This window comes from Arthrobacter ulcerisalmonis (assembly GCF_900609065.1).
Classification (GTDB): Bacteria; Actinomycetota; Actinomycetes; order Actinomycetales; family Micrococcaceae; genus Arthrobacter; species Arthrobacter ulcerisalmonis.
The window spans coordinates 306,404-324,930 of the sequence record NZ_UXAU01000038.1; the positions used below are offsets into that span (position 1 = coordinate 306,404).

The window sequence follows — 18,527 nt, forward strand, 5'->3', positions numbered from 1 at the left end:
CATTGTGCCCGCAGAAACGGGCGACCGACGGCGGCAGGCAGCTAGCCGGCGACCTGCAGCAACCGCTCCACCTGCGAGAGCTCGCCGTAGCGACCGCGGAAGAAGAGCAGCGGATCGCCTTCGGACTCCAGCGCCAGGTGCCGAACTGCCGCCACAACGATCGTGTGATCGCCGCCGTCGTGCTCTGCCTGGATCTCGCAGTCGATCCATGCCAGCGCGTCAGCCAAGACCGGGTGCCCCAACGGTGACGGCGTATGGTCGACCCCGGCGAACTTGTCCGCGCCCGAGCGGGCGAACTGACCGGCCAGATGCTGGTGCTCGGCGGGCAGGACGTTGATGGTGAACGAACCTGCCTTGCGGAGCACCGGCCAGGTGCTCGACGTCCGGGCCGGGCTGAAGGTGACCAGGGCCGGCGCCAAAGACAGTGCAGCGAAGGATTGGCAGGTGAAGCCCGCCGGGCCGGACGGCGTGTTGGCCGTGATGACGGTGAGTCCGGTGGCGAAGCTGCCAAAGATGTCCCTGAGCCGGCGTGGGTCCAGGTTTGCTGTATCGGTCACGGTGCTGCCTCCCTTGAAGTGGTTACCTCACAACATCACTTGCCGAACCATGGGTGCAATCGTTGGCGCAACGAACCGACGCGGGCCGCAACGCAGGGTCACAGCACTTCTTGAACGGTCATGTAGCGGGGCGCGCACCGTTCTGCTGCAGTGATCAGGAATGAAGAAGCGCCACGCCCGCCAAGATCGTAGAGTGATCGAAAGACCAGCGCGGCTGGCGACTAATCGAGGAGAATTCCATGGCTGAGAAGACTGCAGGACTGTCCAAGGACGAGCGCGACGCCGTCAAGCAGCGTGCCGCAGAGCTGCGTGCCGAGGAAAAGGCCGGCAAGACCCGGGCCGCCGGCGAGCAGGCAGTCCGGGAGGCCATTGCCGCCATGCCTGACGATGACCGCATCCTGGCGGATGGAGTGGACCGCATTGTGGGCGAGGTGGCTCCCCACCTGGTGCCGAAGACCTGGTACGGATTCCCCGCCTACACTGACGCCGACGGCAAGGTAGTGGTGTTCTTCAAGGCCGCCGCGAAGTTCACCAGCCGCTACGCCACCCTCGGATTCGAGGAAGCGGCCAACCTCGACGACGGCGATCTCTGGGTGACGTCTTTTGCCCTCCTCAAGCTGACTCCCGCCACGGAGAAGAAGATCGCCGAGCACATCCGCAAGGCCGCGAGCTAAGGGCCCTTAGGCCTCGTGGCTGCCGGGAACGTACCCCGCGGTCAGTTCGCGTTTGAGGATCTTGCCACTGGGGCCGAGGGGCAGCGCGTCCCGCAGTTCAATGATGCGGGGGAACTTGTACGCGGCGAGCTGGCCCTCGGCGTACGCGCTGAACTCCTCAACAGTCGTAGTGCTGCCGGGGGCAACAACGATTGCGGCGGCGATCTCCTGGCCGTGGACCTCGTCTGGGACTCCGTAGACAGCGGCGCTGACCACGTCGAGGTGCTGGCTCAGCACTTCCTCGACTTCACGGGGGTAGACGTTATAGCCGTTGCGGACAATCATGTCGTTCTTGCGGTCCAGGATGCGCAGGTAGCCGTCGCTGTCCTTGGTGCCCAGGTCCCCGGACCGGAACCAGCCATCCACCACGGCTTCTGCCGTGGCGTCCGGCCTGTTTAGGTAGCCCTTGAAGAGGTTGTGCCCGCGGATCACCAGTTCGCCCAGTTCTCCGGCAGGCAACAGTTCGATCGCGTCGAGGACTTCGGGACGGGCGATTTCGACGTCGACGCCCCAGATGGGGGTGCCAACGGTCCCCGGCCGCGGCTCCCGGCCCACGTGGTTGAAGGAGGCCACCGGCGAGGTTTCGGTCAGCCCGTAGCCTTCGTAAATGTCCACCCCGAACGCCTCGCGGAAACGTTCCAGGACGGCCAGTGGCAGGGATGAGCCGCCAGAAATTCCGTAGCGTAGCCGCTCCGATCGGCCGGGACTGGCTTTGAACGCCTCCAGCAGGGCGATGTACATGGTGGGCACGCCGTAGAAGATGTCGATGTTGTGCCGGCGGACCAGGTCCAGCGCACCCGCCCCGGTGAACTTGGGCAGCATGACCACCGTGGCGCCGGCCCGGACGCCGGCGTTGAGCACGCACGTCTGGCCGAAGGTGTGGAACAACGGCAGCCCGCCGAAGATCTTGTCGCCGCGTCGGAGGTCAAAGGTGCTGATGAGGAGCACGTTCACCTGTTCCACCAGGGCGAAGTGCGTCCCCAGCGCACCCTTGGGTTTCCCCGTGGTGCCAGAGGTGTAGAGGATGGTGGCGGTGTCCTCCGGCCGGCACGGCGTGTAGGTCCGGATCGGTTCGGCAGCTGCTGCCTCGTCCTCAAGCCGGGGCAGGTCGCCGCCTTCCGGGCTGAGCACGGTCAAGACATCCTTTTCTGCCGCCTGCGCTCCGGGGGCCCCTTCGGCCAGCAGTGGGGCGGCGCACACCAGCAATGCTGCGCCGCTGTCCCTGATCACGTACTCAATTTCGCGCGCCTTGAGCAGCGCGTGCACAGGGACCACGATCCCGCCCAGGGCCAACACCGCGTAGTACACCCGGGCGAAGTCCGCCACATTGGGGATCAGGACGGCGACAGCGACTCCCGGCCCCACCCCGCGCGCCTTGAGGGCACCGGCGTAGGCCTTGGTCTGGTCCCACAGCTGGGCGTACGTGACGGTCTCCTCGCCAACGATCAACGCGGGCTCCTCAGGGAAGCGGGCCGCCGATTCGGCCGGGATGGCGGCCACGGAAATAGTGCCGAATCCTGCATCAAACGCCGCTGTGCTCATGCTGCCATCCTTCATCTTTGGAGGTTACCTACCACACAGTAGCTTGGATCTTTGGGCTGTGGGCAGCAGCGGGGAGATTCCGCTCAGGCGCGGAGGTCCAGGGCCGCCACCAGCCGCTTGACCGAACCACCCAAGTTCCATTCCATGGCGAGTCGTTCCAGCTCAGCGCGCTGTTCACCCTGTACCGGCCGCAGGTGTGCGCCTGCCTCCTCAAGGGTGGGCAGCGGCAGGTTCCGGACCAGATTGACGACGGCGGGGGCTACTTCGAGGTAGTCGGCGGCGGCCGCCAACTTGGCGCGCACTCCCGCTGACACTTTGCTTTCAGGGTCTGCCGCTGCTGCCAGCAGGCCTTCCAGGTTGCCGTGCGCCAGCAGTAACGCGGCGGCGGTTTTCTCACCAATTCCGGCGACCCCTGGCAGCCCGTCCGAGGCGTCACCACGCAGGGTGGCGTAGTCGGCGTATTGCTGCGGCAGCACGCGGTACTTGGCCACCACCGTTTCCTCCGTGAGGACTTCAAGGTTCCGCATTCCCCTGGCCGTATAGATCACCCGGACCTGCCTGCGGTCGTCGCAGACCTGGAAGAGGTCGCGATCGCCGGTCACCACATCCACGGGAAAATCGGCGTGGCTGGCGTAGGTACCAATGACGTCGTCTGCCTCATGCTGGTCGGCGCCGACGGTCGCGATCCCGGCGAGGTCCAGCATGCGGCGGATCATGGGCAACTGCGCCTCCAAGGCGTCCGGAACCACTTCGACGTCGGGACCACCCTCAACTTCCCGTGCCACCCGGTGTGCTTTGTAGGTGGGGATCAGGTCAACCCGCCACTGCGGCCGCCAGTCATTGTCCCAGCACGCAACGAGGTGGGTGGCCCGGTAATCGGTAGTCAGCCGGGCGATCATGTCCAGCAGGCCACGGACGGCATTGACCGGGACGCCGTCCGCACGCTGGATCGAGTCCGGGAGGCCGTAGAACGCACGGAAGTACAGCGACGCGGTATCCAGCAGCATCAGGCGGTGGGGCATACTCGATCCTTCCACGGCGGACTCTCCTTCGGCTACTGGCCGCCAGCGACTGCCGCCCTAGAACGACCGGGCCGTGATACCCAGCCCCAACAATCCGCGGCCAGCCTGTTCCAGGATCGGGTCGAGTGCCAACGTGGGGTGGCTGACCAAGACGACCACGTCACGCTGAATGCGCTGCAACGGGTGGCTCAACCGGTGCACGCTGGCACCGGATCCGGCCAGTACCAGGCGGACCGCTTCGTGGGCGGCGTCGGCACTCAACCCCAGCAGCAGCCTGAAGTGGGCCCGCTGGGAATCCGCGTCCGCACCCGACTGTCCTGCCGGCGTCGTCCATTCCGCCAAGGCCTCCTGCCACAGCAGCCGCGCGGACGCTACCTTGCCAAACGCCTGCGAATACCGGGCCTGCAGCAGCGGCGAGTCGGCGCGACGCCCGGCAGTTGCAGCGGAGGAGCTTGCGTCCGGGCGCAGCCGCTGCTCGAACAGTTCCAAGGCAGCTTCGGCCGAACCGAGCGCCACGGAGGGGCCCACCACGTTCAGGAGCGTTGACATGGGCGCGTGCAGCAGCGGCTCGGGGTGCAGGAAACTGCCCGGGTTCTGCGGTGAGGACAGCAGCGCCCAATCCGCCGCATGATGGCTGGGGACGAACAGGTCCTGAACCACCACGTCGTGACTGCCGGTGCCGCGCAGGCCGTCGGTGTGCCACGCGTCCTGGATCTCCACCTCGGCGACGGGGACGAGGCATTGCAGCCGCGCGCCGTCGTACTCCACAGCGAGGAGGGCCCACTCCGAGTGCATGCTACCGGACGCGAAGCCCCAGTGGCCGGAGATCAGGTAGCCGCCGGGGACCTGGCGGGCCGCACCCACGGGGGCGCTGGTCGCGGCGGCCAGCGGCATGGTGCCGTTGGCGAAGACCTCGGCCTGCACCTCTTCCGGCCAGCGGGCCAGCATCCAGGCGTGCTCGATGAGGTGGCCCGCCGTCCATGCGGTTGAAGCGCAGCCCCTGGCCAGGAGCCGGACCACCCCGGCGTAGGTTCCCGCCCCCATGCCGTAACCACCCACGGAGCGCGGCGCCAGGATCCGGAAGACGCCCGCGGCGTGGAGCTCGGCCATGGTTTCTGCCGGCAGCTGGCGACGCTGCTCGGTGTCCGCGGCGCGCTCACGCAGGTTCGGGATCAGGGCCGCCACGCGGGCCAGCAGGTCCGTATCCTTAGGGATCACGACGGCTTTGGGCACCGGTGTCTGACCAGCGCTGGGGTGGGCGGCGGCTCCGGCGGCTTCCGGTGCGACGGCGGCGGGCACCGTCAGCGTGTGCGCCGTTTTGTCCCGCTTGGCGGTGAGGTAGTAGCGGTTGGCTTCGGTCAGGTGCACGCCGGTGGGCACCAGCTCGGCCACCGTGATGCCCAGATCGGTGAGCTGCGCCGATTTGTCAGGATTGTTCGTCAACAACCGAACCGAGTGGGCACCCATGGTGTTGAGCATCTGCGCTGCAGCGGTGTAATCACGCTCGTCGGCCCCGTGCCCCAGGGCCAGGTTGGCATCGTAGGTATCCATCCCGGTGTCCTGCAGCGCGTAGGCATCCAACTTTGGGTACAGGCCGATGCCCCGGCCCTCTTGGCGGAGGTAAAGCAGGAAACCGCCGGCCACCGAGATCTGTTCGACAGCTTCGCGCAGCTGCGGGCCGCAATCGCAGCGCTCGCTGCCAAAGACATCCCCGGTCAGGCACTCACTGTGCAGGCGGACCAGCGGCCCTTGCGTTGGCTGGTCGGCACCTGCCTGTTGACCGGCCAAGAGGGCCTGTTCCCAAGGACCGAGCGCCAGGAGCAGGTGCTCCTTACTGTCGGCCAGGCCATGGAAGGTCACTACCTCGGCGGTGGTCTTGAACCCATCGGAAAAACGCAGCGGAACGGTGACCTGCGTGCGCACTGTGGCCGTGGGGACGGTGGCAGACGGGCGGGCGGAATATGCGATGGCAGTCATGGGTTCCCTCAACAGTGAACATTACTTGAAGCTTAAACTTCATCGTAGCGACAAATAGTTAGACGTTCAAGTGTTTCGAAATATTCCTGCACTGTGCGACGCTGGAGTCATGGATCTGGAGGTGCTGCCCACGCTTATCATTCCGGCAGCAGAACTCAGCTGGCGGTTCTCCCGATCGTCCGGTCCCGGCGGCCAACACGTGAACACCACCGACAGCCGGGTGGAACTCGGCTGGAATCCCGGGACGTCTTTGGCGCTGACCGACACCCAGCGCACACTCCTGCTGACGCGACTCGCCAGCCGACTCGTGGCCGGAGTCCTTACCGTCACGGCGTCCGAACAGCGCTCGCAGTGGCGGAACCGGGAAGTAGCGATGGCGAAACTGGCAGCCATCGTGGCCGGAGGACTTGCTGCCGCTCCCCCGAGTCGCCGTGCCACCAAACCCACCCGCGCCTCGCACCGGCGTCGGCTCTCCGCAAAGGTGCAGCGCTCGGCCACCAAGCAGCAACGCCGCCGCCCCCTCCAGGACTGACCTTCCCGGAGCTTTTACGGGAGATCCCGCTACCCTCCCGGAGTTCTCACGGACAAACCCGCAGCCCTCCCGGAGTTCTCACGGACAAACCCGCAGCCCTCCCGGAGTTCTTACGGCCAACCCCACAACCCTCCCGGAATCTTTGCCGCCCCTCCACCGATAGGCGTACGACGTCGGCGATCTAGGCGGAAGCGCGCGGCACCAATCTCGACGGTTCGCGGAAGCCCCTGCCGCCGTCGTCGTCGGCTACCGGTTTGCCGGCCGTAACGAAATGTCCGGGAAGGTTGGCCGGACGGTCGCAACAACCCCGGGAAGGTTGGCCGGACGGTCGCAACAACCCCGGGAGGGTTGATGAAACGGCCGCAACAACCCCGGAAGGGTCAGGCCGCGAGGACCGGTGCGAAGAACGCAGCCAGTTCGTCCGTTGCGGTCAGCGGGAGGACAGCCGCAACGTACTGGTCTGGCCGGACTACCACTACTACGCCGTCCCGGGACAGGCCACGGACGTCAAAGATGTCAGCGTCGGGCACCGTTCCGTACACCTTTTCCAGGTCGGTCAGCCGGAACGGGCCAACCTGGGGCCGGAAGACGGCTGGGACCGCGTTGATGTCGATGTCTTCGTGCGGCTGCTGGTAGATCACCTTGATGTCGAACCAGGCATCGTCGTCCCCACCGGCAGGGGTTGCTGCGAGCGGTGACGTGGGAGCGGAACCGAGCCATTCGGCGAGGTCGGTGGTGGCGGACGCTGCACCGGGGAGGGCCGGATCGGCAAAGACGTAGATCCGCCAGCGACCGTCCGCCGTAGCTTGGTGGCCCAACTGCAACGGGTTGGTATCGCACACCCTGCACGCAACGGCAGACTTGAAGCGCTTGCCCACAGGGAAGCCGGTAGCGAGGTTTTGGTGGGTGGTGTCGGCCACGATCAGGGACGGCGTATATTCCGTCATGAAACCAGCCGGGAACTCTGCCGTCCGCACGTAGAAGTCTTCAAGTTCGGAGGGGCTCTCAAAATCTTCAGGCCTTTTTGCCATCATACTGGACCAGGTCTTGTCGAAATCGATGAGATTTTTGGCCACAACCTGGCGTTCCGCCGAGTAGGTGGACAGCAGGGATTCCGGGCTCCGGCCAGTCAGCACGTGGCCCAACTTCCAGGCGATGTTGAAGCCGTCCTGCATGGACACGTTCATGCCCTGCCCAGCTTTCGCGGAGTGGGTATGGCAGGCGTCGCCGGTGATGAAGACGCGCGGCGACCGGTGACCCAGGTCTGCCGGCAGCACGTCGTCGAACCGGTCAGTGAGCCGGTGGCCCACCTCGTAGACGCTGTGCCAGGCAACGTTGCGGACCTCCACGGTGTAAGGCTGCATGATGTGGTTGGCCTTGGCAATGATCTGTTCAACAGTGGTGTTGCGGACGTTGCCGTTATCGTCCTCGGCCACCTCACCGAGGTCCACGTACATCCGGAACAGGTGCCCACCTTCACGGGGAATGAGCAGAATCGATCCGCCGTCGTGGGATTGGATGGCGCATTTGAGCCGAATGTCGGGGAAGTCGGTGCTGGCCACCACGTCCATGACACCCCAGGCGTGATTGGCCTTGTCTCCGGCCAGCGTGCAGCCAATGGCGGAGCGGACCTTGCTGCGAGCTCCGTCGGCGCCGATGACATACTTGGCGTTGACGGTTCGCGTGGCGCCTGCATCCGGTCCGTCGCTGCGAACCAGGGTGACCTTGACCGGGTACTCCCCCGATTCGGAGACCTCCAGGCCCTGGAAATCCCAACCGAAATCCGGCACGAGTCGTGCGGCCGAGCGGGCAGCGTATTCGGCAAAGTAGTCGAGGACCCGGGCCTGGTTGACGATCAGATGCCTGAATTCGCTGATCCCCGTTTCGTCGTCCTTGGCCCGGCCGCCTCGGACGATTTTCGTGGGGTCCTGAGCATCTGGGCGCCAGAAAGCCATCTCAGTAATCCAATAAGCCTCAGACGTGATGGCCTCGGCGAAGCCGAACGCCTGGAACGTCTCGACGCTGCGCGCCTGGATGCCGTCTGCCTGGCCAATGGCCAACCTGCCGCCGCGACGCTCCACGATCCGGGTGCTGATCGCCGGGAATTGGGAAAGCTGGGCAGCTGCAAGCATGCCCGCGGGACCGCTGCCAACAATCAGCACATCCATGTGCTCGGGCAGCTCAGCGGGCCGATCGATGCCAGTCCCAGCAGGGGCCTGAATGCGCGGGTCGCCAGATACGTAGCCGTGATGGTGAAACTGCACGGGATTCCTCACTTCATTGTCAGGCGGAAACTGCCTTGCTCGTTCGATAATAGAATTGGTGGTTCAATAATCGAATTGTTCGTTGCCAAGAAGCCTACGGCAAGGATGATGCAGGTCACAACCACGGTTTTTGAGAGCCTGAAACAATGCAGGTCTTGACGAATCGCGCTTTGTGGACCATAGTTTCGTATACGATTTCGTACTCGATGAGGAGGGTTACTTGGAACAGGTCACAGACCACTTTCTAGCCGCGACGGGCAAGGTCATCGCGGTACACCTCAACTATCCCAGCCGTGCGGCGCAACGCGGCCGGACGCCATTGCAACCGTCTTACTTTTTGAAACCCACCAGTTCATTGGTGGCAGGCGCCGGCACCGTGGAGCGGCCTCTCGGCTGCGAATTGCTGGGCTACGAAGGCGAAGTGGCCCTGGTCATCGGCACAACTGCCCGCCGGGTCAGCCTTGAGGACGCCTGGAACCATGTCGCCTGGGTGACCGCCAGCAACGACCTCGGCGTCTACGATCTGCGCTACGCCGACAAGGGCTCGAACGTCCGGTCCAAAGGCGGCGATGGGTTCACCCCGGTGGGCCCCGCGCTCGTCCCGGCTCCCGCCGTCGACCCCGCCGGCCTGCGACTGCGCACCTGGCACAACGGCGAACTGGTCCAGGACGACACCACCGAAGACCTCCTCTTCCCGTTCGCGCGCCTGGTGGCAGACCTCTCCCAGCTCATGACCCTCCACGAGGGGGACGTCATCCTCACCGGCACGCCCGCCGGCGCTTCGGTCGCGGTGCCTGGCGACGTCGTGGAGGTCGAGGTAAGTACGACGGCGGCAGTGGACGGCGGTGAAACACTGAGCAGCGGCAGGCTGGCCACCACAGTCACGGCTGGCACCGTGCCATTTGCGGACTTTGGTGCGCGGCCAAAAACGGACGACCTGCAGCGTGAAGAAGCCTACGGATCGCGCGCAGCTGCAGGCCTTCCCGTCCTGGCCAGCGTGCTCACTCCTGAGCTGAAGGCGAAGCTGGAAAGCGTAGCCACCGCCACCTTGTCCTCGCAGCTGCGCAAGCGCGGCCTGAACAATGTCAGCATCGACGGTCTCCAGGCCACGCGGCCCGGTGCAAAGGTGGTGGGTCTGGCCCGCACCCTTCGGTACGTCCCCAACCGGGAAGACCTCTTCACGTCCCACGGTGCCGGTTTCAACGCCCAGAAACGAGCGATTGACTCGGTCAACGAGGGCGAAATCCTGGTGATGGAAGCCCGCGGCGAAAAGGGCACCGGCACTGTGGGTGACATCCTCGCCTTGCGGGCCCAGGTTCGTGGCGCAGCAGCCATCATCACCGACGGCGGCGTTCGCGACTTTACCGCTGTGGCCGGACTCGATATGCCCACATTCTTCGCCAACCCGCATCCAGCAGTCTTGGGCCGCCGCCACATTCCGTGGGACACGGACATCACCATTGCGTGTGGTGGCACCACCGTGCAGCCGGGCGACATCATTGTGGCGGACACCGACGGCATCCTGGTGATCCCGCCGGCCATCGCCGAGGAGCTGGTGGATGAATGCATCCAGCAGGAGAAGGAAGAGGCGTTCATCTTCAGCATGGTCAAGGACGGCAACAGCGTGGACGGGCTCTACCCCATGAACGCTGCCTGGCGGGCTCGGTTCGCTGAATGGGAAGCCAACCACAATGCCTAGGACGTTGGGTCCAGACACAGTCGCCACGAGTAAGTCCGAGCGGGCCTACGACTTCGTCAAGGCTCGGATTGTTGCCGGCACCTACTCCCCCGGGCACCGCTTGGTGCTGGCGAAGATCGGCGAGGACCTTGGCGTCAGCGTGGTTCCCGTTCGGGAGGCCATCCGTCGACTCGAGGCCGAAGGGCTGGTCACGTTCGAACGGAATGTGGGTGCCACCGTTGCAGGCATTGATCCCACCGAGTACCTCTACACCATGCAGACCCTGAGCATTGTGGAAGGTGCTGCCACTGCGCTGTCCGCACCTTTGATTGGCGCCGCCGATGTGGCGCGGGCTCGGGCCATCAACGCAGAAATGCGTGACTGCCTGGAACACTTTGACCCGGTCCGGTTCACCGCGCTCAACCAGGACTTCCACAGCGTCTTGTTTGAGCATTGCCCCAACCCGCACATCCTGGATCTGGTCCATCGAGGCTGGAACCGCCTGGCCTCCCTCCGGTCATCGACCTTCCGTTTTGTCCCTGGCCGGGCGCACGAGTCCGTGGCAGAACATGAAGCCCTCTTGACCCTGATCGAATCCGGATCCGACTCCGACACCATCGAAAAGGCGGCGCGACTGCACCGCTCTGCCACCCTTGACGCCTATCTCCGCCTCACTCCCTAAGGAAGTACTCATGACGTTCACGGCTGAACAGCACACTCCCCAGGACCTTCCCACCCACATCCAGCACTACATCAACGGCGAGTTCGTTGACTCCGTCTCTGGGAAGACTTTCGACGTTCTGGACCCCGTATCCAACGCCAACTACGCCACGGCAGCCGCCGGCCAGAAAGAGGACATCGACCTCGCTGTGGCAGCCGCCAAGGAGGCTTTCGCCAGCGGCCCCTGGCCACGGATGAAGCCCCGGGAACGGGCCCGGATCCTGAACCGGATTGCCGATGCCGTGGAAGCCCAGGAGTCTCGACTGGCTGAGCTGGAAACCTTCGACACCGGCCTTCCCATCACGCAGGCGAAGGGCCAAGCGTTGCGCGCGGCGGAAAACTTCCGCTTCTTCGCTGACTTGATTGTGGCCCAGTTCGACGACGCCATGAAGGTCCCTGGTTCGCAGATCAACTATGTCAACCGCAAGCCGATTGGCGTTGCCGGGCTGATCACCCCCTGGAACACGCCGTTCATGCTGGAGTCCTGGAAGCTCGCCCCGGCTTTGGCCACCGGCAACACCGTGGTCCTGAAGCCAGCCGAGTTCACTCCCCTCTCGGCTTCCCTCTGGGCCACCATCTTCAAGGACGCAGGCCTCCCTGACGGTGTCTTCAACCTGGTCAATGGGCTTGGCGAGGAAGCCGGTGACGCCCTGGTCAAGCACCCGGACGTTCCACTGATCTCGTTCACCGGTGAGACCACCACCGGCCAGACCATCTTCCGGAACGCTGCCACCAACCTCAAGGGCCTGTCCATGGAGCTTGGCGGGAAGTCCCCCTGCGTCGTTTTCGCCGATGCAGACCTGGACGCTGCTATCGATTCGGCGCTCTTCGGTGTGTTCTCGCTGAACGGTGAACGGTGCACCGCGGGATCTCGCATCCTGGTGGAGCGGGCCATCTACGAGGAATTCTGCGAGAAGTTCGCCGCCCGCGCCAAGAACATCGTGGTGGGCGACCCGCACGATCCCAAGACGCAGGTGGGTGCGCTGGTCCACCCGGAGCACTTCGCCAAGGTTGCCTCCTACGTGGAGATCGGCAAGTCAGAGGGCCGGCTGTTGGCCGGCGGTGGACGCCCCGAAGGCCTGCCGACGGGCAACTACATCGCCCCGACCGTTTTCGCCGATGTGTCCCCGGATGCGCGGATCTTCCAAGAAGAGATCTTCGGCCCGGTTGTGGCCATCACGCCTTTCGAGAACGACGACGAGGCGCTGGCTTTGGCCAACAACACCAAGTACGGCCTCGCCGCCTACATCTGGACCCAAAACCTGACCCGGGCCCATAACTTCTCGCAGAACGTCGAGGCCGGCATGGTGTGGCTGAACAGCCACAACGTCCGCGACCTGCGCACCCCATTCGGCGGCGTCAAGTCCTCAGGCCTGGGCCACGAAGGCGGCTACCGCTCCATCGATTTCTACACCGACCAGCAGGCCGTGCACATCACGCTCGGTTCGGTCCACACCCCCAAGTTCGGCGCCTGACCCCAACTAGCTCGCACTTGTTGTCGTTTTGGACCCTCAAAACGACAACAACTGCTAGTTAGTTGGGAACTTCAGCACACCTTTCGAAGAAGAGAGAACCTCATGACCAACCGTGTCCCTACCCCCTCCGTCCCGGCCCCGGACATCGTCCGCTGCGCCTACATGGAACTCATCGTCACCGACCTCGCCAAGTCCCGCGCGTTCTATGTTGATGTTTTGGGCCTGCACGTCACCGAGGAAGACGAGAACGCCATCTACCTGCGCTCCCTCGAGGAGTTCATCCACCACAACCTCGTCCTCCGCAAAGGCCCCATCGCCGCTGTCGCGTCCTTCGCCTACCGGGTCAAATCCCCCGCCGAAGTCGACGCCGCCGAGGCCTACTACCGCGAGTTGGGCTGCCGGGTTGAGCGCCGCAAGAACGGCTTCACCAAAGGCATCGGCGACTCCGTCCGTGTCGAAGACCCCCTCGGCTTCCCCTACGAATTCTTCTACGACACCGACCACGTCGAACGCCTCACCCAACGCTACGACCTCTACAGCGCCGGTGAACTCGTCCGCCTCGACCACTTCAACCAGGTCACCCCCGACGTCCCCCGCGGCCGCGCCTACCTCGAAGACCTCGGCTTCCGCGTCTCCGAAGACATCAAAGACTCCAACGGCGTCACCTACGCCGCCTGGATGCACCGCAAACAAACCGTCCACGACACCGCCCTCACCGGCGGTGACGGCCCCCGCATGCACCACGTCGCGTTCGCCACCCACGAAAAGCACAACATCATCCAGATCTGCGACAAAATGGGCGCCCTGCGCATCAGCGACCGCATCGAACGCGGCCCCGGCCGCCACGGCGTGTCCAACGCCTTCTACCTCTACATCCTGGACCCCGACAACCACCGCATCGAGATCTACACCCAGGACTACTACACCGGAGACCCCGACAACCCCACCATCACCTGGGACGTCCACGACAACCAACGCCGCGACTGGTGGGGTAACTCCGTCGTCCCCTCCTGGTACACCGAAGCCTCCCTCGTCCTAGACCTCGACGGCAACCCCCAACCCGTCATCCCCCGCACCGACGCCTCCGAAATGGCCGTCACCGTCGGCGCCGACGGCTTCTCCTACACCCGCGAACCCGGCGAAGAAGCCGGCTTCAAACTCGGAACCCAACTCTGACCATGATGGACGCAACGACCATTGAGGCCATTGCCGATGAACTGCTGGCAGCTGGCCGGAGCCGGACCCCGGTGCCGCGGCTTACTGCCCGTTACCCGGATATGACGGTGGCGGACTCCTACGCGGTACAGCGCCTCTGGCGGCAGCGCAACGAAGCAGCTGGACGAAAATTGGTGGGCCGCAAGATTGGCCTGACCTCGCGGGCCATGCAGCTGGCCACCGGCATCACCGAGCCGGACTACGGCGCGATCTTCGATGACATGGTGCTGGACACCGGCTGCTCCGTGGCATGGGACCAGTACACCCACCCGCGGGTGGAGGTGGAGTTGGCGTTTGTCCTGAAGACCGGGCTCAAGGGCCCGGGCTGCACGATCTTCGACGTTCTCAACGCCACCGACTACGTTGTTCCCGCCCTCGAAATCCTCGATTCGAGGATCGAGATGGAAGGCCGGACCATCGTCGACACGATTTCGGATAACGCAGCAATGGGCGCCATGGTGGTGGGTGGGCGCCCCGTGCGGCCGGACGCCGTGGACCTCCGGTGGGTCTCGGCAATCCTCTATAAGAACCAGACCGTGGAGGAAACCGGCGTCGCCGCCGGCGTCCTGGACCACCCGGCCAACGGCGTGCACTGGTTGGCGAACAAGATTGCCGCCCATGGCGACGAGATGAAAGCCGGAGACATCATCTTGGCCGGTTCCTTCACCCGACCCATGTGGGTGGCGAAGGGCGACACCGTGCACGCCGACTACGGACCCCTTGGAGTCGTGACATGCCAGTTCACCTAGGCCCCACGTTCCGGCACGCCTTGGCGTCCGCCGACCGGCCGTTGGCTGGCATGTGGGTCTGCTCCGGCAGCCCCCTGGTTGCTGAGCTCTGTGCCGGATCAGGCCTGGACTGGCTCCTGGTCGACGCCGAGCACAGCCCCAACGGGCTTGAAGCCATCCTTGCCCAGCTGCAAGCCATCCACGGCTATCCCGTCCACACCCTAGTCAGGCCGCCGGTGAACGACACCGTGGTCATCAAGCAGTACCTGGATCTGGGGGTCCAAAACCTGCTCATCCCCATGATCAACACCGTCGCGGAAGCCCAGGCTGCGGTAGCCGCGACCCGGTATCCGCCAGCAGGTGTCAGGGGCGTCGGCTCGGCTCTGGCGCGGGCCGCGCGCTGGAACCGGGTGCCCGACTACCTGGCCAGCGCTGATGAGACCATCAGCGTCACCGTCCAGATCGAATCGACGGCGGCAGTGGCGGCAGTCGAGGACATCCTTGCCGTTGAAGGCGTCGACGCCATCTTCGTGGGCCCGTCAGACCTGGCAGCGTCCATGGGGCTGCTGGGCCAGCAGGAACACGCGGAGGTGATCGCCGCCGTCGAGCTGTGCCTCCACGCTGCCAAAGCGGCCGGAAAACCTGCCGGCGTCAACGCCTTCAACCCCACCACTGCCCAGCATTACCTCGACCAGGGCGCAGCATTTGTGTTGGTGGGGGCCGACGTCGCCCTCCTCGCACGAGGCTCCGAAGCCCTGGCCGCACGGTTCGTCAAGCCCACCAACGGCGCATCGACGGCGAGTTACTGACTCCCGAGCGCCACGCCCACTATCCGATCGTCGTTGGGGCGTGGCGCTCCCCTGCCGTCGGTGTTGTTGGTCAGCAGCCACAGCTTCCCGTCCGGAGCCACAACGGCGTCCCGCAGACGGCCGAAGTCACCGCCAAAGTAGGTGCTGGCGGTGCCGGGTTCGTTGACGGGAACGGCGCGCAGGACCTGGCCGCGCAGGTTCGCGACAAAGACGGTGCCCGCCAGGATGGCCATCCCACTGGGGCTGGCATCAGCGGGCCGCCACTGCTGCACTGGATCGGTGAACCCGTCACGGCCGGCAATGCCTTCCACGGTGGGCCAGCCGTAGTTGGCGCCGGGGGTGATGATGTTGAGTTCGTCCCAGGTGTTCTGGCCGAACTCGGCGGCAAACATGGTGCCGTCGGCTGCCCACGCAAGTCCCTGTGGGTTGCGGTGCCCATAACTGTAGACCAGCGACTCAGGTGCCGGATTATCTGCCGGGATCCCGCCGTCGGGCGTCATCCGGAGGATTTTTCCGCTCAGCGAGGACCGGTCTTGGGCATTGGCGCGCTGGCCGGCGTCGCCAGTGGTGACGTACAGCATCCCGTCGGGGCCGAAGGCGATCCGGCCGCCGTTGTGGGTGCCGGCCGCAGGAATTCGATCGAGCAGCGTTTCGGCGGGGCCCAAGGCGAGTGAGCCGGGCGCCCCAGTGACGTCGAACCGTTGGACCCGGTTGCCATCGGCGGCCGTTGAGTAGGCGTAGACGCGGCGCTGGCCGTCCACGGCCAGTCCCAACAGACCGCCCTCGCCAGCAGCAACGACGCCGGTCACCGTCCCGATGACGCGGGAAGCGCCGCTGGAATCGAGCTCAAGGATGTTGCCGCTGTTTCGTTCGCTGACTAAGGGCGTGCCGTCGCGGAAGGCAATCGACCACGGTGCGGCCAGCCCGGTGGCGATCACTTCTGGCGCGTTCGGGCTGGCGCCTACGGTGGCCGGTGGAACTTCAGGCGCGGCGGGCGGGGCCACGGTGCAGCCCACCAGCAGCGTCGCAACACCAGCGGCCAACAAAGTACCGAACCTTACCCTGGCACTCACGCGACGCCCGCCAGCACGAGCCCGCTGAAGTCGGCCAGTGATCGCATCAGCTCCGCCTGAAAGTGGCCGTCATGGACTGCCGGATGGGGCTGGTGGACAGCGCGGTGGAACCAGTAGCGGAAACCCGGTTGCTGCTCCTCGGCGGCAAGCCACGCCTGCGTTTGGTGGCCCATGGCCAGGTCGTCATTGGCGTTGGGCCCACCCATCCGCGTGGGCACCCAGCCCGGGTCCACAGCGTGCACGGAGACCTCCGGCCAGGACTGCGCGACGGCGGCCGCAAGCGTCGTCAGGAAAAGTTTGCTGTCCGAATACGAATGACTCCGCTGCACACCGCTCCAATCGACACCGGCCAGGGACGGAGTACCGCCGCGATGCATGCCGCTGCTGAGGTAGATGAGCCGCCGCGGCCGGGCCATCTGTGCCGTCAAAACGTAGGGTGCCACCACGTTGACCGGCAGCAACGCACCGCCGTCGAGCACGCCAGCATTGTGGATAACGGCGTCGAAGACGCCCAGCGCGTTCGCCTGCGCCGCCACGTCCTGGACCTGATCCAGGGCAGCCAGGTCACCCACCACCGCCAGCGCGCCGCGGTCCAGCAACGGTGCCAGGACGGCCAGCCGGGCATCGGTTCTTGCGTGGACAACGACGTCGTGACCCCCTGCCAGCAACGCCTCCGCAGTGGCCCGGCCCAGTCCCTCGCTGGAACCAGTGACAAGGATTCTGGACATGGGCTACCTCCCGGTGGGTGAACAACCTCAGGATAGCCTGACGCCGCACGCGTGAATCTCGGTGCGGCGCAGGCTATTGCACCGATCACGGGCCACGAATGACGCGGCCGGCGGGGTAGATTCTCAGCAGCGGAACAAGGTTGGAGACCTGGTTCGCCAACCGCGGCATTGGCCGGCCCATCGCCGAGTCCTTGGCGGCGACCATGGCGTGGTTCCACCGCTGGCTTGCCGGCGTAGCCCCGTCCGGCCGGCCGGTCTTTCTGGTGGGGTTCAGCGGTGGCGCGGCCTTTGCCGGCGGGCTGGCGCTGGACCAGCCCGAAAGGTTTTCCGGTGTCGCCGTTCTCTACGGCACCGTGCCTTTCGACGCCGGCGTGCCCGTCACAGCGAACCGGCTGGCAGCACTGCCTGTGTTCGTTGCCCAGGGCGACCGGGACAGGGTCATCCCGGCCGAACTGTTGGAGCGCACGTGGGCGTACCTGCACACCGAATCCAGTGCACCGGTGACGTCTCGTCGTGATCCCGGCGGACATCGGACCTCTGCGGACACTGCTGCGGAGCTCAACAGCAGGGTTCTCGGCCTGCCAGCAATGGCCGGTAGCGGCTCAGGCGAGCTTGACCCAGTTGGCCTGGGTGGGATCACCGCCCACCTTGCAGAACCATAGGCTGGTGATCTCTTTCCCGCGTTCCTCTTCGTCGGCCCAGACGGTGGTCAGCAGTTCGCCAGCCGTGGACTTGGCCAGGGACAGTGGGTTCTCGATCTTGAGTGGCACCAGCAGCAATTGGGCCGTGCGCCGCGATTCGAGCACGGCACCCTGCTCCGCCCGCGACGACGCCAGCACGCCGGGTCCGGTCCTGCCGGTGGCCACCACCCCTGTATCGCCGTCGCCCAGCACGCCGGGGCCGGTACTGGACAGCCCGTGGACACCAGGGACTCCCCTGCCAAAAACGCCGGGCCCGTTGGCGCCGTCACCGCTGACACCCGTTTCACCCCGGCCCAGTACGCCAGCCTTCTGCGCCGCCTCGAAGACAGTGTCCCGCGGGGTTGCCTGCTCGTAGCCCACCACACCGTTCTGGCCGGAGCCAAACACGCCAGCGGAATCGACGCCACCCACGCCCAGGATGCCGGCACCTGTGGCGGATTCCAGCACTTTGTCGCGACTGACCGCGTGCACATAGCCCACGGCGCCATTGATGCCTTGGGCGATGATGCCGTTGCCCGCCGGGATGGTGCCGATTGCACCGCCCGTGGCGAACGAGACAGTGCCTTTGGCGTGGATCGCGTCCACCCCGTGCGAGGAGGACACCAGGACTTTGTCGTCCTTGGTGGACACGTTGAGCACGAAATCTTCGCCGTAGCCATCCGGCGCGTTATCGCCGTTGCTGGCCAACAGGAGGGTCCGATCCTCACTCACATTGGTCCGGCCAACCACCATGTCATCGCCGGATTCGTCTGCACCACTCGCCATGAAACACCTCGCTCCGTCACGGCCGGCT

At 65.4% G+C, this 18,527-nt stretch carries 17 protein-coding genes; 9 read left to right on the forward strand and 8 right to left on the reverse strand.

The features are described from left to right. Positions 1 to 41: 41 nt before the first annotated feature. The gene (locus PSET11_RS14345) at positions 42 to 557 is read right to left on the reverse strand and encodes a flavin reductase family protein (protein ID WP_124092987.1); all 516 of its coding nucleotides are present in this window, start codon (positions 555 to 557) and stop codon (positions 42 to 44) included. 239 nt (positions 558 to 796) lie between these two features. Here PSET11_RS14345 and PSET11_RS14350 point away from each other — a divergent pair, with 239 nt between their 5' ends. Then, positions 797 to 1,231 carry a hypothetical protein gene (locus PSET11_RS14350; RefSeq protein WP_124092988.1) on the forward strand — a complete coding sequence of 145 codons (435 nt, stop codon included), beginning with the start codon at positions 797 to 799 and terminating at the stop codon, positions 1,229 to 1,231. Between the two features lie 6 nt (positions 1,232 to 1,237). On the opposite strand, the gene PSET11_RS14355 is transcribed toward PSET11_RS14350, so the two are convergent. From PSET11_RS14355 to ribA, 3 genes are all read right to left on the reverse strand, one after another. Beyond that, positions 1,238 to 2,812 carry a long-chain-fatty-acid--CoA ligase gene (locus tag PSET11_RS14355; RefSeq protein ID WP_124092989.1) on the reverse strand — a complete coding sequence of 525 codons (1,575 nt, stop codon included), beginning with the start codon at positions 2,810 to 2,812 and terminating at the stop codon, positions 1,238 to 1,240. Positions 2,813 to 2,895: 83 nt separating this feature from the next. Continuing rightward, the gene (locus PSET11_RS14360; protein WP_203415985.1) at positions 2,896 to 3,834 is read right to left on the reverse strand and encodes a 5'-3' exonuclease; all 939 of its coding nucleotides are present in this window, start codon (positions 3,832 to 3,834) and stop codon (positions 2,896 to 2,898) included. A gap of 57 nt (positions 3,835 to 3,891) precedes the next feature. Next, the gene (gene ribA, locus PSET11_RS17015; protein ID WP_124092991.1) at positions 3,892 to 5,811 is read right to left on the reverse strand and encodes a GTP cyclohydrolase II RibA; all 1,920 of its coding nucleotides are present in this window, start codon (positions 5,809 to 5,811) and stop codon (positions 3,892 to 3,894) included. Positions 5,812 to 5,920: 109 nt separating this feature from the next. Between ribA and arfB the strand changes: the two genes are divergently transcribed. Continuing rightward, on the forward strand, positions 5,921 to 6,343 hold the full coding sequence (gene arfB / locus PSET11_RS14370) for an alternative ribosome rescue aminoacyl-tRNA hydrolase ArfB (RefSeq protein WP_124092992.1): 423 nt from the start codon (positions 5,921 to 5,923) through the stop codon (positions 6,341 to 6,343). Positions 6,344 to 6,723: 380 nt separating this feature from the next. On the opposite strand, the gene PSET11_RS14375 is transcribed toward arfB, so the two are convergent. After that, entirely contained in the window at positions 6,724 to 8,607 is a 1,884-nt protein-coding gene (locus PSET11_RS14375; RefSeq protein WP_124092993.1) for an FAD-binding monooxygenase, read from the reverse strand. A 220-nt stretch (positions 8,608 to 8,827) separates the two neighbouring features. On the opposite strand from PSET11_RS14375, the gene PSET11_RS14380 reads away from it, so the two are divergent. From PSET11_RS14380 to PSET11_RS14405, 6 genes are all read left to right on the forward strand, one after another. Further along, entirely contained in the window at positions 8,828 to 10,306 is a 1,479-nt protein-coding gene (locus PSET11_RS14380; protein WP_124092994.1) for a fumarylacetoacetate hydrolase family protein, read from the forward strand. Next, on the forward strand, positions 10,299 to 10,967 hold the full coding sequence (locus PSET11_RS14385) for a GntR family transcriptional regulator (RefSeq protein WP_124092995.1): 669 nt from the start codon (positions 10,299 to 10,301) through the stop codon (positions 10,965 to 10,967). The genes PSET11_RS14380 and PSET11_RS14385 overlap by 8 nt, the downstream gene beginning before the upstream one ends. A 10-nt stretch (positions 10,968 to 10,977) precedes the next feature. Continuing rightward, on the forward strand, positions 10,978 to 12,480 hold the full coding sequence (gene hpaE, locus PSET11_RS14390; protein WP_124092996.1) for a 5-carboxymethyl-2-hydroxymuconate semialdehyde dehydrogenase: 1,503 nt from the start codon (positions 10,978 to 10,980) through the stop codon (positions 12,478 to 12,480). A gap of 102 nt (positions 12,481 to 12,582) precedes the next feature. Continuing rightward, positions 12,583 to 13,656: a 3,4-dihydroxyphenylacetate 2,3-dioxygenase gene (gene hpaD / locus PSET11_RS14395; RefSeq protein ID WP_124092997.1), complete on the forward strand. Its 1,074-nt coding sequence runs from the start codon at positions 12,583 to 12,585 to the stop codon at positions 13,654 to 13,656. 2 nt (positions 13,657 to 13,658) lie between these two features. Continuing rightward, positions 13,659 to 14,444 carry a 2-oxo-hept-4-ene-1,7-dioate hydratase gene (gene hpaH / locus PSET11_RS14400; protein WP_124092998.1) on the forward strand — a complete coding sequence of 262 codons (786 nt, stop codon included), beginning with the start codon at positions 13,659 to 13,661 and terminating at the stop codon, positions 14,442 to 14,444. Beyond that, a complete protein-coding gene (locus PSET11_RS14405) occupies positions 14,429 to 15,232 on the forward strand; it encodes an aldolase/citrate lyase family protein (RefSeq protein ID WP_124092999.1) in 804 nt (267 codons plus the stop codon). Before hpaH ends, PSET11_RS14405 begins: the two co-directional genes overlap by 16 nt. Here the strand turns inward: PSET11_RS14405 and PSET11_RS14410 are convergent. Both PSET11_RS14410 and PSET11_RS14415 read right to left on the reverse strand, forming a co-directional pair. After that, the gene (locus PSET11_RS14410) at positions 15,226 to 16,275 is read right to left on the reverse strand and encodes a PQQ-dependent sugar dehydrogenase (protein ID WP_238989165.1); all 1,050 of its coding nucleotides are present in this window, start codon (positions 16,273 to 16,275) and stop codon (positions 15,226 to 15,228) included. The two genes, PSET11_RS14405 and PSET11_RS14410, sit on opposite strands and share 7 nt — an antisense overlap. A 26-nt stretch (positions 16,276 to 16,301) precedes the next feature. Further along, a complete protein-coding gene (locus tag PSET11_RS14415) occupies positions 16,302 to 17,033 on the reverse strand; it encodes an SDR family NAD(P)-dependent oxidoreductase (protein WP_124093001.1) in 732 nt (243 codons plus the stop codon). A gap of 140 nt (positions 17,034 to 17,173) precedes the next feature. On the opposite strand from PSET11_RS14415, the gene PSET11_RS14420 reads away from it, so the two are divergent. Further along, positions 17,174 to 17,695, forward strand: coding sequence for an alpha/beta hydrolase (locus tag PSET11_RS14420; protein WP_238989166.1), 522 nt, complete (start codon positions 17,174 to 17,176; stop codon positions 17,693 to 17,695). On the opposite strand, the gene PSET11_RS14425 is transcribed toward PSET11_RS14420, so the two are convergent. Continuing rightward, positions 17,636 to 18,499 carry a hypothetical protein gene (locus tag PSET11_RS14425; RefSeq protein ID WP_124093002.1) on the reverse strand — a complete coding sequence of 288 codons (864 nt, stop codon included), beginning with the start codon at positions 18,497 to 18,499 and terminating at the stop codon, positions 17,636 to 17,638. The genes PSET11_RS14420 and PSET11_RS14425 overlap by 60 nt on opposite strands. Positions 18,500 to 18,527 lie beyond the last annotated feature (28 nt).

Coding starts and splice junctions, on each gene's coding strand:
- PSET11_RS14405 (WP_124092999.1), top strand. CDS start 14,429: ATGCCAGTTCACCTAGGCCCCACGTTCCGGCACGCCTTGGCGTCCGCC.
- PSET11_RS14415 (WP_124093001.1), bottom strand. CDS start 17,033: ATGTCCAGAATCCTTGTCACTGGTTCCAGCGAGGGACTGGGCCGGGCC.
- hpaE (WP_124092996.1), top strand. CDS start 10,978: ATGACGTTCACGGCTGAACAGCACACTCCCCAGGACCTTCCCACCCAC.
- hpaD (WP_124092997.1), top strand. CDS start 12,583: ATGACCAACCGTGTCCCTACCCCCTCCGTCCCGGCCCCGGACATCGTC.
- arfB (WP_124092992.1), top strand. CDS start 5,921: ATGGATCTGGAGGTGCTGCCCACGCTTATCATTCCGGCAGCAGAACTC.
- PSET11_RS14360 (WP_203415985.1), bottom strand. CDS start 3,834: ATGCCCCACCGCCTGATGCTGCTGGATACCGCGTCGCTGTACTTCCGT.
- ribA (WP_124092991.1), bottom strand. CDS start 5,811: ATGACTGCCATCGCATATTCCGCCCGCCCGTCTGCCACCGTCCCCACG.
- PSET11_RS14385 (WP_124092995.1), top strand. CDS start 10,299: ATGCCTAGGACGTTGGGTCCAGACACAGTCGCCACGAGTAAGTCCGAG.
- PSET11_RS14425 (WP_124093002.1), bottom strand. CDS start 18,499: ATGGCGAGTGGTGCAGACGAATCCGGCGATGACATGGTGGTTGGCCGG.
- PSET11_RS14355 (WP_124092989.1), bottom strand. CDS start 2,812: ATGAGCACAGCGGCGTTTGATGCAGGATTCGGCACTATTTCCGTGGCC.
- PSET11_RS14350 (WP_124092988.1), top strand. CDS start 797: ATGGCTGAGAAGACTGCAGGACTGTCCAAGGACGAGCGCGACGCCGTC.
- hpaH (WP_124092998.1), top strand. CDS start 13,659: ATGATGGACGCAACGACCATTGAGGCCATTGCCGATGAACTGCTGGCA.